The sequence below is a fragment of the Micromonospora sp. WMMD714 genome, assembly GCF_029581315.1.
Taxonomy (GTDB): Bacteria; Actinomycetota; Actinomycetes; order Mycobacteriales; family Micromonosporaceae; genus Micromonospora; species Micromonospora rifamycinica.
In genome coordinates this window covers 4,167,296-4,180,311 of the sequence record NZ_CP120744.1, presented here as the reverse complement: position 1 = coordinate 4,180,311, position 13,016 = coordinate 4,167,296, and the positions used below count along the sequence as shown (strand labels likewise).

The 13,016-nt window shown below is 74.5% G+C and carries 12 protein-coding genes; 7 read left to right on the top strand and 5 right to left on the bottom strand.

Going from position 1 to position 13,016, the window contains the following annotated elements; all coding sequences use genetic code 11:
- Positions 1 to 45: 45 nt before the first annotated feature.
- Entirely contained in the window at positions 46 to 1,062 is a 1,017-nt protein-coding gene (locus tag O7625_RS18250; RefSeq protein WP_067302590.1) for an acyl-CoA dehydrogenase family protein, read from the bottom strand.
- 205 nt (positions 1,063 to 1,267) lie between these two features.
- Between O7625_RS18250 and O7625_RS18245 the strand changes: the two genes are divergently transcribed.
- A complete protein-coding gene (locus O7625_RS18245; protein ID WP_067302586.1) occupies positions 1,268 to 1,621 on the top strand; it encodes a VOC family protein in 354 nt (117 codons plus the stop codon).
- 250 nt (positions 1,622 to 1,871) lie between these two features.
- Here O7625_RS18245 and O7625_RS18240 read toward each other — a convergent pair whose 3' ends face one another.
- Positions 1,872 to 3,146, bottom strand: a complete 1,275-nt coding sequence (locus O7625_RS18240; RefSeq protein WP_282340127.1) for a condensation domain-containing protein — start codon at positions 3,144 to 3,146, stop codon at positions 1,872 to 1,874.
- Positions 3,147 to 3,302: 156 nt separating this feature from the next.
- On the opposite strand from O7625_RS18240, the gene O7625_RS18235 reads away from it, so the two are divergent.
- The 6 genes from O7625_RS18235 to O7625_RS18210 all read left to right on the top strand — a co-directional run bounded on the left by O7625_RS18235 (position 3,303) and on the right by O7625_RS18210 (position 9,899).
- Entirely contained in the window at positions 3,303 to 4,502 is a 1,200-nt protein-coding gene (locus tag O7625_RS18235) for a cytochrome P450 (protein WP_282340126.1), read from the top strand.
- A gap of 49 nt (positions 4,503 to 4,551) precedes the next feature.
- Positions 4,552 to 5,709, top strand: a complete 1,158-nt coding sequence (locus tag O7625_RS18230) for an acyl-CoA dehydrogenase family protein (RefSeq protein ID WP_067302574.1) — start codon at positions 4,552 to 4,554, stop codon at positions 5,707 to 5,709.
- 30 nt (positions 5,710 to 5,739) lie between these two features.
- Complete coding sequence (locus tag O7625_RS18225) at positions 5,740 to 6,837, top strand: acyl-CoA dehydrogenase family protein (protein WP_282340124.1); 1,098 nt, start codon at positions 5,740 to 5,742, stop codon at positions 6,835 to 6,837.
- 1 nt (position 6,838) lies between these two features.
- The gene (locus O7625_RS18220) at positions 6,839 to 7,216 is read left to right on the top strand and encodes an MmcQ/YjbR family DNA-binding protein (protein WP_329008642.1); all 378 of its coding nucleotides are present in this window, start codon (positions 6,839 to 6,841) and stop codon (positions 7,214 to 7,216) included.
- A gap of 65 nt (positions 7,217 to 7,281) precedes the next feature.
- The gene (locus O7625_RS18215; RefSeq protein ID WP_282340122.1) at positions 7,282 to 8,298 is read left to right on the top strand and encodes a methyltransferase; all 1,017 of its coding nucleotides are present in this window, start codon (positions 7,282 to 7,284) and stop codon (positions 8,296 to 8,298) included.
- Positions 8,295 to 9,899: an AMP-binding protein gene (locus O7625_RS18210; protein WP_282340121.1), complete on the top strand. Its 1,605-nt coding sequence runs from the start codon at positions 8,295 to 8,297 to the stop codon at positions 9,897 to 9,899. The genes O7625_RS18215 and O7625_RS18210 overlap by 4 nt, the downstream gene beginning before the upstream one ends.
- A gap of 89 nt (positions 9,900 to 9,988) precedes the next feature.
- On the opposite strand, the gene O7625_RS18205 is transcribed toward O7625_RS18210, so the two are convergent.
- From O7625_RS18205 to O7625_RS18195, 3 genes are read right to left on the bottom strand one after another with little or no spacing between them, the layout of a single operon-like run.
- Entirely contained in the window at positions 9,989 to 10,756 is a 768-nt protein-coding gene (locus O7625_RS18205; protein WP_282340119.1) for an alpha/beta fold hydrolase, read from the bottom strand.
- Positions 10,753 to 11,886: a Gfo/Idh/MocA family oxidoreductase gene (locus tag O7625_RS18200; protein WP_282340117.1), complete on the bottom strand. Its 1,134-nt coding sequence runs from the start codon at positions 11,884 to 11,886 to the stop codon at positions 10,753 to 10,755. The genes O7625_RS18205 and O7625_RS18200 overlap by 4 nt, the downstream gene beginning before the upstream one ends.
- Entirely contained in the window at positions 11,883 to 12,995 is a 1,113-nt protein-coding gene (locus O7625_RS18195) for a saccharopine dehydrogenase NADP-binding domain-containing protein (RefSeq protein ID WP_282340115.1), read from the bottom strand. The genes O7625_RS18200 and O7625_RS18195 overlap by 4 nt, the downstream gene beginning before the upstream one ends.
- Positions 12,996 to 13,016: the final 21 nt, after the last annotated feature.

The following is a 13,016-nucleotide window of genomic DNA, read 5'->3' as shown; positions in this document are numbered from 1 at the left end:
CGGATCCGTCCGCCCGTAGCCCGGTCGGCGGGGTGCCGCCGGGGGTCAGGCGGTGGTCGTGAAGGCGGTGCGCAGGGCGTCGCGGATACCCGGCCGGGAGCCGAAGACCAGCAGGAAGGTCGCCTCCCGGACCAGCCGCTGGGCGTGCTCGTCGAGCAGGACGGCGCGGCTGCCGGCGGTCACGGCGAGGTTCGCGCTGGCCCGCAGCGCCAGCTCCGAGGCGGCGGCCCGGGCGGCCGGCATGGTCCCGGGGTCGGCCGTGTCGAGACCGTCCCGGGCCGCGTCGAGCTGCGGGCGCAACGTCGGCTCGTCGGCCAGCTCGATCGCCCGGTCGGCGACGCCGAGCGCGAGCGAGCCGTTGAAGCGCAGCGTCGCCGGATCCCGCTGCCGCCACGCCTCCAGCGGCATCTGGTTGGTCACCCGGTCGGCGGGTACGAAGTGCTCGGTGAAGGAGACCGTCACGGTGCTGCTGGCGTTCACCGCCGACATCCGCAGCGGCTCGACGGTGAGGGTGTCGCTGCTCGCGGCGTCCACCAGCGCGAACACCAGGGTGTCGTCGGGCTGCCGGGCCGCCACGTAGATCGTGTCGACCAGCCCCCAGCCGCTCACCCAGGGTGCGTCGCCGGTGAACAGGAAGCCGCCGTCGACCGGCGTGGCCGACAGCGCCGCCGGGCCGGGCCGGACCGCCGCGCCGATCGCCAGCCCGGCCCGGCGGCGGCCGGTGGCCAGCGGCTCCAGCCAGGCCTCCCGGAGCGCGGCGTTGCCGGTGTTGGCCGCCGCCATCACCGCGTTGTGGTGCTGCGCCCAGAGGAACGTGGTGGTGAGGCAGCCGCTGGCGAGGGTCTCGATGGCCCGGCACACGGCGGGGAAGCCCGGCAGGTCGAGGCGGTTGAACTCGGGTGGCGCGGCCAGTCCGTAGAAGCCGCGCTCGGCGAGCAGGTCCAGGTGGGACAGGGGGACACGGTCGGCGCTGTCGACCGCCAGCGCGGCCGGGAAGAACACCTCGTCGGCGATCTCGCGTGCCTGTCGCAGGCTGGTGGACTCGTCGGTCGAAACGGTCATTGCGGTGCCCTCCGTTCGCGTGGCCCCGGGGGGCCGGTGGTGCGGGCCGACGGGCCGGGTGGCCGCGGCGGCTACCACGGTGGCCGGTCGGTCGACCACCGGTACTCGTCTTTGCAAGTATCCTGGCGTGTCTGTCAAAGACGAGGCAGCGCCCCCTATGATGCTAGGACATCTCCCCTGACAGATCACCCATCCGGAGGGCACCGTGGCAGGAGAACCGTCGTTCATCGAGTTTGCCGTTCCGGTTCCGGAACGCACCCGGGACTTCTACGAGGCGCTGTTCGGCTGGAAGTTCACGATGCTCACCCACGGGTCGTACATCGAGATGCCGGGCGCACCCGCGGGCCTGGAGGCCGGCTCCCACCCGGACACCGACCCTCCGCACATCATCGTCTACTTCGCCGTGGACGACCTGGCCGCGGCCGTCGAGCGGGTCAAGGAGCTGGGCGGCGAGGTGGGACCGCTGCGGCCGCCGAGCCCCCAGTACGGCGCGTTCGCCGAGTGCCGCGACAGCCAGGGCGTCGCCTTCGGTCTGCGGGAACGGCCCAAGGCCGACTGACCGACGATCGCGGTGGTGGTCGACGGCGTGCCGTCGACCACCACCGCGGTCATGCCGCACCGGGACGAAACCCGGCGGCGATCCAGGCCGGAACGGAACCCCGCGGCGGACCGGGCCGGGACGCGGACCCGGCGGCGGAACGGGCCGGGACGCGGACCCGGCGGCGGAACGGGCCGCGACGCGGACCCGGCGGCGGAACGGGCCGGGAGGCGGACCCGGCGAACCGGGCCACCGCCGGCCCGAGGGCCACTCAGGACGGCGTGCCCGGCGGGAGCTGCGGGTCGGCCACGACCGCCGCGGCCAGTTCCACGTAGTCCTTGACCAGCCGCCGGGCCCAGTCCGGGGTGAACCGGTCCCGGTCGCACATGAGGACGGCGGTGAGGGTGTCCTGCTGGGGCACGACGACGAACTCCAGCGCGAACCGGCTGCGCTCCAGCTGCGCCTCCAGGTCGTCCAGCTCGTCGCCGCTCATGTCGGCCCTCGGTACGAACGACCCGAGCAGCTGGAACATGACGTCGTCGGTGCGGCCCTCCCCGGTCACCGTCCCCGGCGGCAGCAACTGGGCCGGCAGCTCCTGGTGGCGCAGCCCCTCCATCACCATGTTGCGCACCTGCCGCAGCAGGTCGGTGAACGGCTCGTCGGCGGTCACCCGGCCGCGCAGCAGCACCATGGAGACGAAGAAGCCGACGGTGTCGCGGACCTCCGGGCGGCTGCGGTTGGCGAACAGCGAGGCCACCGTCAGGTCGGACTGGCCGGTGGCCCGGTGCAGCACCAGGTAGAACAGGGCGAGCATCACCGGGAAGACGGTGGTGCGCTGCCGGCGGGCGAGCTGGTGCAGCCCCTGGGTGACGTGCGGGTCGATGGTCAGCTCCACCGACACCCAGGCCGGCTCGTCGGCGCCCCGGGGGACCTCGGCGCGCTCGGGCAGCGCGACCAGCCGTGCTCCGTCGAGCTGCCCCCGCCAGTGGTCGAACAGCGCCGCCGCGTCCGGCCCGGAGATCCGTTCCCGCTGCCAGGCCGCCCAGGTGGCGTACTGCCAGCCGACCTCCGGCAGCTCCTCGCCCCCGTAGAGCGCGCGGAGGTCGCGGGAGAGCAGCGCGTTGGACCAGTCGTCGCTGACGTAGTGGTGCATGGTCAGCACGAAGACGTGGTGCTCGGGGCCCACGGTGATCAGCGTGGGCCGGGTGGGCCACACGGCGAAGTCCACCGCGGTGGACAACTCGGCCACCAGGTGTTCGCGGGCGGCCAGCCGGGGGTCGGCGTGCCCCGAGACGTCCACCTGCCGCAGTTCGACAGGTCGCGGCGGGTTGACCACCTGGACCAGCTGGCGGCGGCGGGCGACGAACGTCGTGCGCAGCGACTCGTGCCGCTCGTGCAACCGGTCCACCGCGCGGCGCAGGGCGACAACGTCGCAGTCGCCGCGCAGGTGCCACACCACCTGCTCGTTGAGTGAGTGCTGCTGCCCCCGGTAGTGGTCCATCAGCCACAGGAGGCGTTGACCAACCGAAGCCGGTTCCTCTCGCATGCCGGCGACGCTACCCCAGCGGACGCGTCGTTACGAGTATTCTGAAGATACTTCGACAGTCTCCGCAAACACTCCTTGACACGAGTTTTGCGGAGCCCGAATAATCGGCTGCGGACGGGGGCGTGCACGCCGTACCGGTCCCGTCGGGAGGCCCCTATGACAGCCGTTCGCGCGCCACGGCTCAGCTTCGACGTCTCGGATCCGCAGCTGCTGGCCGACCCGTTCCCCACCTACGAGCGGCTGCGCCGCACCGGCGCGGTGCTGGCCAACGGGCCGGGGCAGTGGGTGGTGCCCGGCTACCGCGAGGTGGCCGCCCTGCTCAAGGACCAGCGGCTGACCAAGACGCTGCCCGAGCAGTACTACCGCTTCACCGTCGGGGATCCGGAACTCAGCGGCTTCCTGTCCGGGCAGAACCTCGGCCAGCGCAACCGGCTCGCCAGCCGGGTCCTGGTCAGCTCGTTCAGCCCCGGCCTGGTCCGACGGCTCGGCGAGCACATGACCTCGATCGTGGACGACCTGCTCGAACCCGTCCTGGCGGCGGGCCGGACGGATCTGGTCGCCGACCTCGCGCTGCCCTTCCCGCTCACGGTCATCTGCGACCTGCTCGGGGTGCCGCCGGCCGACCGGTCCCTGCTGTGGCCGCACGCGGCGCAGCTGGTGCGGGCCTTCAGCGACGTCGCGTTCGACGGCGACCGCGACACCAGCGAGGCGGTCCGCTCGTTGCGGTGGCTGCGGGCGTACCTCGGTGACCTCGTCGAGGACGGCCCCGGCGGCGACAACCTGCTGACCCGGATGGCCACCACCGAGGCGGACGGGCAGCGGCTGCGCCGCGAGGAGATCGTCGACAACGCCATCACGGTCTTCTACGCCGGTTTCGAGACGTCGATGGGCATGATCACCAACGGCATCGTCGCCCTGCTGGAGCACCGCGACCAGCTCGCCCGGCTGCGCTCGGGCGAGGTCGACACCGCCACCGCGGTCGAGGAGATGCTGCGCTACGAGGCGCCGATCCAGGTGACCATGCGCAGCCCGCTCGAACCGGTGGAGGTCGCCGGTCGGGTCGTCCGCCCCGGTCGGGTGCTCTACCTGCTGGTCGGGTCGGCGAACCGGGATCCCGGGCAGTTCCCCGAGCCGGACCGCTTCGACGTCGGCCGTCGACCCAACCAGCACCTGAGCTTCGGTGCCGGCGTGTACCACTGCCTGGGCGCCGCCCTGGCCCGCGCCGAGGGCGTCGCCGTGTTCGACCGGCTGCTGCGGCGCACCAGCGCCATCGAGTTCGACGGCGAACCGGTGCGCCGGCCGCGGTTCAACTTCCGCACGTACGACCGGGTGCCGCTCGTGGTGCGCCCGGCGTGACGGCGACCAGCAGGCGGGGCCGGACCCGCACCAGGAAGCGAGGACCGCGGTGAATCTGCACGACGACCCGGCCGAGGCCGCGTTCCGCGCGGGGCTGCGCGACTGGCTCCGGTCCCGGCTGCCGGACGACGACCCGTCCCGGTCGTGGAGCACCGACGAGCTGCGCGCGTGGAGCCGCGACCTGGCCGAGGCGGGCTACGCCGGCATCACCTGGCCCCGGGAGTACGGCGGCCGCGGGCTCAGCGCCACCTACCAGGCCATCTTCGTCGAGGAAACCGCCCGAGCGGGGGCGCCGGACCACATCAACATCATCGGCATGAACATGGTCGGTCCGACCCTCATCGCCCACGGCACCGACGCGCAGAAGTCGCGGTACCTGCCCGGCATCCTGTCCGGTCGTACCCTGTTCTGTCAGGGGTTCTCCGAGCCGGAGGCCGGCTCGGACCTGGCGGCGGTACGCACCGCCGCCCGGCGGGCGGAACCGGACGGCTACCTGCTCGACGGGGAGAAGGTCTGGTCGTCCTACGCCCACCTGGCCGACCACTGCCTGCTGCTGGCCCGCACCGGCCCCGCCGAACCGAAGCACCGGGGACTGACCTGCTTCCTGCTGGACATGCGGGCGCCCGGGGTGAAGGTGTCGCCCCTGCGGCAGCTCAACGGCGACACCGACTTCAACCAGATCGTCCTGGTCGACGCGCCGGTCGGTGACGCCGACGTGGTGGGCGAGGTGGGCCGGGGCTGGTCGGTGGCGCTGTCCACGCTGGCCCACGAGCGGGGCACCTTCGGGATCACCCTCACCGCCCGGTTGGTCGCCCAGTTCGACCGGTTGCTGCGCCTGGTGCGCGAGGCCGACGCCGCGGGCGACCCGGCGGTACGCCGCGAGCTGGCCGTGCTGCACGCGCGGTTGCAGGGGCTGCGGTACACCGGCTACCGGTCGCTGGCCACGCTGCGCCGCTCCGGCGAGCCCGGCGCCGAGGCGTCGATCCTCAAGCTCGAATGGTCGCTGCTGCACCAGCGGGTCTGCGCGCTCGCGCTGCGGGTCCAGGGTCCGGCCGCGCTGCTCGACGGCGCGGACGCCGCCTGGCAGGGGTACTGGCAGCGGCAGCGGCTGCGCAGCAGGGCGAACACGATCGAGGGTGGCACCTCCGAGATCCTCCGCGGGATCGTCGCCGAGCGCGTGCTGGGCCTGCCCAGATCCCGCCAGTGACCACCGGCCCGCGACGACACGGAGAAGACCATGGACTTTGCCCTCACCGATGAGCAGCAGGAGATCCGGCGGGCCGCGCGGGACCACCTGGAGCGGCGTTATCCGGCCTCGCGGGTGTGCGCCCTGGCGGAGGGCCCCGGCGGGAGCGAGGCGGGGGCCTGGCCGGAGCTGACCCGGCAGGGCTGGCTGGACGACGACCTCGGCATGGTCGAGCTGACGCTGCTGGCCGAGGAGAGCGGGCGGTGCCTGCACCCGACGCCGTGGTGGACGACCGTCGCCCTGGCCGCGCCGTACCTGCGCGCCGCCGGGGAGTCGCTGAGCCTGCCGGCGACCGTCGCCGACGGCGCCCCGGAGGGCGCCGCCCCTCCCGGCGCGGGGACGGTGCGGGCCACCCGGTCGCGGCAGGGCTGGCTGCTCACCGGGCAGGTGCCGGCGGTACCCCAGGCGGGGGCGGTGCGCTGTGTGGTGGTCCGCGCCCACACCGACGAGGGACCGGCCGTCTTCGCCTGCGACACCGGGTCGACCGGGCTGGTCGTGCAGGAGCTGTCCACCCTGGACACGCTGCGTCGGATGGCCCGGCTCCGGTGGGACGACACCCCGGCCCGGCTGCTCGTCGAGCCGGCCGACACCCCGCGGGTGGCCCGCCTGGCCCGGCTGCGCGGCGGGGTGCTGCTGGCCGCCGAGGCGGTCGGGGTCGCGGCGGGCGCACTGGAGATGGCGGTCGCCCACGCCCGGCTGCGGGAGCAGTTCGGGCGGCCGATCGGCAGCTTCCAGGCCGTCGCGCACCAGCTGACCGACGCGTACGTCGACACCGAGTCGGCCCGGTCGCTGGCGTACCGGGCGGCCTGGCTGGTGGGGGACGAGGCGTCCCCGGCGGGCGCGCAGGCGGTCGACGAGGCGGTGCTGGTGGCCCGCGGCGCGGCCGTCCGCACCTGCGAGACCGCCGTCCAGGTCACCGGCGGGATGGGGGTGACGTGGGAGTTCCCGCTGCACCGCTGGTTGCGCCGCGCGCTGTGGCTGGAGGCCTTCCCGGGGTTCGGCGACGATCCGCACGACCGGGTGGCCGAACGGCTGCTGCGGCCCGACGATCCGGGCGAGTTCACCCCGACGACGCCCGACGGGCGCTAGCGTGACGCCTTCCATCGACAACGAGGAGTCCGCAGTGGTCAGCCACGAAACGGTCAGCAGTATCGCCCTGTCGCTCCCCGGAGCGCACCAGTCGGCCCACTTCGACGTGACCGACTTCCGGGTCAACAACAAGATCTTCTGCACCCTGCCCAAGCCCGGGGTGATGGGGATGCGGATCGACGTCGCCGAGCAGGCGGCGCTCATCCACCAGGACCCGGCGACCTTCTCGGCGCCGAACAACAAGTACGGGCAGAGCGGTTGGACGTTCGTCGAGCTGGCGACCGTCGACCCGACGCAACTGCAAGAGCTGATCACCGATGCATGGCGCCGGCTCGCGTCCAGGAAGCTGCAGGCCGAGTTCGACGAGGCCGGTTCCTGACGCCCGCCGCGCGACTCCGGCGGCCAGCGGCCGTCGGCACCTCACGCGAAGGAACGGAGACACCCGTGGGCACCAGGCGCACCATCGACGCCGACTCGATCTTCAAGCTGCTCGAACTCGGCGACTACCTCCTGCCGTACACCATCCGCGCCGTGTGCCTGCTCGGCGTGGCGGACCACCTGGTGGACGGGCCGGTGCCGATGTCCCGGCTGGCCCAGGCGACCGGGACGCACGAGCCGACACTGCGCAAGACGCTGGAGTACCTGGCGACCCGGGACGTGTTCGAGCTGGTCGAGCCGGACGCCGTGGCGCTGACCCCGCTGTCGGACCTGCTGCGCGAGCAGCACCCCTACTCGGCACGCGAGATCTTCCTGTCGCCGGTGGCGTGCACCCGGGCGATGGAGGGCCTCGCCGAGTCGATCCGGACCGGCGGCCCCGCGTTCGACGTGGTGCACGGCCGGTCCATGTGGGACCACCTGCGCGCCCAGCCCGAGGACGGCGAGGCGTTCGACAGGGTGATGAGCGGGGTCACCGGCATGGAGTTGCTGGCGGTGCTGCGGGCCTGCGACTGGCGGCGGTTCGGCAGCATCGTCGACGTCGGCGGCGGCAACGGCGGTTTCCTGGCCAGTCTGCTGCGCCGGGTCCGGGGCAGCCGGGGGGTGCTGTTCGACCTGCCGGGTGTGGTGGCCAACGCCCCCGAGGTGTTCGCCGCCGCCGGGGTCGCCGACCGGGTGGAGGTGGTGGCGGGCAGCTTCCTGGAGGGGCCGATCCCGCCCGGCGGCGACGCGTACGTGCTCAAGCGCATCCTCTACAGCTGGAGCGACGACGAGGTCGTCGGCATCCTCGGCCGGGTCCGCTCGGCGATGAAGCCGCACAGTCGGCTGTTCATCATGGAGGCCGGGCGGCAGGAGGCCGAGGTGCCCGCCCTGGCCCGCCGGATGGACCTGCTCATGCACACCCTGACCGCGGGCGGGGCGCGGACCCTGGAACACCAGGGCGAGCTGCTCGGCCGGGCCGGGCTGGAGCTGGTCCGCAGCGTCTCCACCCCGATGTTCCCGATCATCGAGGCAGCGCCGGCGTGACCGGCCTGCTCGGCTGGCTGGACCGGCCCGACGAGCGGCGCGGCATCCGGTTCGCCGAGCCGGACGGCTCGTGGCGGCTGTGGTCGTACGCCGAGCTGGCGACGCTGGTACGCCGGTACGCGGCGGCGCTGCGCGACGCCGGGGTGGGCGCGGGCGACGTGGTGTCGATCGTGGAGACCACCGGCCCCCGGTTCGTGGGGCTGCTGTTCGGCAGCATGCTGGCCGGTGCCGCCGCCTCGCCGGTGGCACCGCCGCCGCCCTTCGGCGACCGGGAGCGCTGGGCCGGGCACCTGCGGGGCGTGCTGCGGGCCAGCGCGCCCCGGCTGGTCGTGCACGACCCCGCGCTGCCGCTGGTCGCCGAGGTGTGCGCCGGGGAGGGTGTGCCGGCGTCCGACGGCGAGGGGCTGCTCACCGGGGCGGTGGCCGACCGGCGGACGCCGGAGCCGGCCGGGCTGGCCCTGGTGCAGTTCACCTCGGGCAGCAGCGGCCTGGTGCGCGGGGTACGGGTGCCCCATCCGGCGCTGGCGGCCACCGTCGCCGGCATCCAGCGGTGGCTGCGGATGACACCGGACGATCCGACCGCCTCCTGGCTGCCCGTGCACCACGACATGGGGCTGGTCGGCTGTCTGCTGGCGCCGGTGGCCACCGGCTCGGACCTGTGGCTGATGTCGCCCGGCGACTTCGTCCGGCGGCCGGTGCGGTACCTGGAGTGCTTCGGCCTGCGGGGTGCCCGGCTGACCGCGATGCCGGCCTTCGGGCTGGACCACATCGTCCGGCGGGTGCCCCGGGCGGCGCTGGCCGGGATGGACTTCTCCGGATGGCGGGCGGTGATCGTCGGCGCGGAGCGGATCCGGCCGGCGCTGCTGACGGAGTTCGCCCGCTTCACCGCATCGCACGGGCTGCGCCGCGAGGCGCTGCTGCCCGCGTACGGGCTGGCCGAGGCGACGTTGTCGGTGACCGGCGTAGCGCTGGACACCGGTTGGCGGACCGTCACCGTCGAGCAGGGCGCGGTGGTGGGCTGCGGGCGTCCGCTCGCGGACGCCCGGGTGACGGTGGTGGACGACGACGGGCGGGCCGTCGCCGACGGCACGGTCGGCGAGATCGTGGTGCGCGGCCCCGCCGTGGCCGCGGGCTACCTGCCGGCGGACGCCGACGGTACCGCCAGCGGCACCCGGCTGGCCGACGGCGAACTGCGCACCGGCGACGCCGGCTTCCTCGACGACGGCGAGCTGTTCGTGCTGGGTCGCCTCGGCGACGGGGTCAAGGTGCGCGGCCGGATGCTGCTCGCCGAGGACGTCGAGGCGACGGCGACCGCGGCCTGCGGTGCGCCCGCCGGGCGGATCACCGCCCTGCTCGGGCAGGTCGGTGACGCGCCCCGGGTGGTGCTGCTGCTGGTCCGCCCCGAGCCGGGTTGGTTGCCGGCGGCCCGGGCCGCCGCCGAGGCGGTGGCCGAGGGGGTGCCGGTGACGGCGCTGGTCGTGCCGCCGGGTGTGGTGGCGCGGACCAGCAGCGGCAAGCCCCGCCGCCGCCTGATGTGGCAGGACCACCTCGCCGGGCGGCTCGCCGCAGCGGTGTCGACCGCCGTGCCCGTGGCACCGTAACCGGACCGTCAGCGCGGCCGGTCAACGCGGCCGGGCGGTCAGCGCGGCCGGGCGGTCAGCGCGGCCGGGCGGTCAGCGCGGCCGGGCGGTCAGCGCGGCCGGGCGGTGGTCGGTCCGAAGGCCTCGCGGAGGTGGTCGAGCACCTCGGCCTGCCGGTCGATCAGGTAGAAGTGGTGTCCGGGCAGCACCCGGAGGTGGAACTCCCCGGTGGTGCGGCGTCGCCAGTCGGCGACCTCGGGCACGTGCGCCTCCGGGTCGTCGTCGCCGGTGATCGCGGTGACCGGCACCGACAGCGGTGCGCCGAGGGTGGGCCGGTACGTCTCGACGAGGCGGTAGTCGGCCCGCAGGGTGGGCAGCAGGGCGGTGCGCAGCTCCGGGTGCGCCAGCGTCTCGTCGGTGGTGCCGCCGAGGCGGCGCAGCTCGTCCCAGAGCTCCTCGTCGCTGCCGAGGTGCTTGACGCCCGGCCGGTGGTGCTGCGGGGCCGGACGGCCGGAGACGATCAGCCGGCGCGGCGGCAGCCCGAGACCGTGTTCGAGCCGGTGCGCCACCTCGTACGCGACGGCGGCGCCCATGCTGTGCCCGAACAGGGTGAGGTCGTCGCGCAGCAGCGGTTGCAACGCGGCGACGATCCCGTCGACCATCGTGTCCATGTCCGTCACGCACGGCTCGTGGATGCGGTCCAGCCGGCCGGGGTACTGCACCGCCACGACCTCCACGTCGGCGGGCAGCCGGACGGCCCACTGCCGGTAGAAGGTCGCGTTGCCGCTGGCGAACGGGAAGCAGACCAGCCGCCTGGTCGCGGCCGGACGCGGCCGGTAGCGGCGCAACCAGGAGGTGGTCGGCGCGTTCGTCGTCACGAGCCGGCCGCCTTGTCACCGGCGGCGGCGATGGCGGCGATGTCCTCGTCGGTCAGCGGCCGGGGCGGGGTGGAGGAGAGCAGCTCCGGCGGCCCGAGCCGTAGGGTCAGGTCCTGCCACAGCTTGCACAGCGACAGGTGGTGCTGGCCGCGGCGCAACGGGTCCTGCCGCTCCTCGACGGCCTGACGCAGCTCGGTGAGGGCGTGCGCGATGCCCGCCGGCCACAGGCTGCGGAAGATGTGCCGGTACGACGGCACGGTGGCCGGCCCGAGCACCACGGCGCTGGGCGCCTGCGCGTCGTCCGGCATGGTGGCGTAGTGCGGGTCGGCGTTGGGGTCGGCGACCTCGCGGGGGAAGTCGGGGCGGGCCGACCAGACGACCGGTCCGTGGGTGTTGACCAGGGTGAGGTTCCCGGCCTCCGTGCCGATGCTGATCCGGTGCATCAGGTGGGCGTAGTTGTCCGGGTCGGCGGGGTCCATCTGGTTCTGCACCCGGAGGGTGACCGGCACCCCGGCCAGCACCCCGTCGAGGCTGCGGAACGGGATGTCCAGAGAGGTCGCGGCGCGCACCGGCGGGGTCGACTCCGGCAGGTCACCGAAGACGAAGGGGCGCACCCCGCCGAGGGCCTGCCCGAGGATGTCCAGCAGGGAGTACGCGAGCTGGAACCCGGCCGCCGCGTCGACGTAGAGCGGGCGTTGCCGCCGGGTCAGCTCCTGCGCCGCCGCGACGAACCGGCGGACCGGGGCGACGTGGGTGTAGAACGGGTTCAGGTGGTAGACGACCCCGTGCCGACGGGCGGTGCGCAGGTTCTCCGCCAGCTCGTCGTGGTGCAGGGGGTGTTCCTGGAGCACGTGGATGCCCCGGGCCATCAGGGCGCGGGCCAGCTCCGAGCCGCGGCCGCCGAGCAGGCCGCCCCGGATCACCACGCACGCCATGTCGATGTCGTCGGGCAGCTGCTCCGGATCGGTGTACAGCGGTGCGCCGTAGCGGCGGGCGCAGGCCCGGGAGCGTTCACTGCCGGCGGCGACCACCCCGGCCAGCTCGAAGGGCAGGTCCGGGTTGCGGAACGCCTCCAGGTAGACCTGACCGAAGCGGGCGCCGCAGACGACCACCCGGGGACGTTGCCTCACAGTGCCTCCTCCACGTGGCCGCCGACAAAGGCGGCGTCACTGTCGTACACGCTCAGGTCGCTCACCTCGGCGGAGCCGGTGAGCAGGTCGACCGCGAACCGCGGGTCGAGCGCCTCGCCCGCGTGGTGCAGGCCGGCGGGCAGGGTTCCCCCGGTGAGCGCCGCCACGGCGACGGCGGCGAACACGCCGGTCAGCGCGCTGGCGCTCGCGCCGCGCAGCACCAGGGTGCGGGCGTCACCGGCCGCGGTGGTCAGCTCCACCACGATCAGCTGGTACGTCGGCTGCCCGAAGGTGTCGAGTTCGGCGGCGCGGCGCAGGGCCTCGGGGGCGTCCGCACCGCCGGGGGGCTGCCGCAGCACCTGCGCGACGTGCGGGCCGGCGAAGACGGAGTACCAGGTGGCATCGGCGACGCCCAGGCTCCGGGCCACCCGTTCCAGTTCGGTGCTCAGGTAGGGCACGGCGGTGGCCGGTTCGGGGAAGAACGGCAGCTCGACGTCGGTACGGGTGGGCAGTGGCCGCGCGGCCCGGACGCCCCCGGTCAACGCCGCCCCGGCCTGGCCGAACCCCTCCCCCACCCGCAGGTAGTCGGCGGCGGCGGTGGCGGTGAACCGGTCGCGGCCACCGAGGTAGCCCAGCACCGCGCGCGGTGGCGCGGACCCGGTGGCGGCGAGGTGGCGGGGCAGCAGCGCGCTCAGGCCGGGCATCATGCCGGCGCTGATGACGGCGGTCCGCTCCGGCGCTCCCGTCACCAGTGCCCGCACCTGCTCCCACAGCACGTCGTCACCGGCGGCGTCGACGTAGTCGGCGCCGGAGGCGAGCGCCGCCCGGGCCACCCGGTCCTCGACGAGGTGGGCCGGGCCGGCGCAGTTGAGCACGACGTCGCAGCCGGCGCAGAAGCGCTGGAGCGCGTCGGTGTCGGCGAGGTCGAGGGTCTCGACGGTGGGCGGGGCGTCGCCGTCGGCGGACAGCCCGCCGCGCAGCGCGTCGAGGGGGGCGCGGCGGCGGCCGGCGAGACACAGCGCGTGCCGGCGGTGCCGGTGCAGCTCGGTGACGGCGGCGGTGCCGACCGCGCCGGCCGCCCCGACCACGCCGACCACCGGCCGGCTCACCGGGGGCCTCCGCCGACCGGG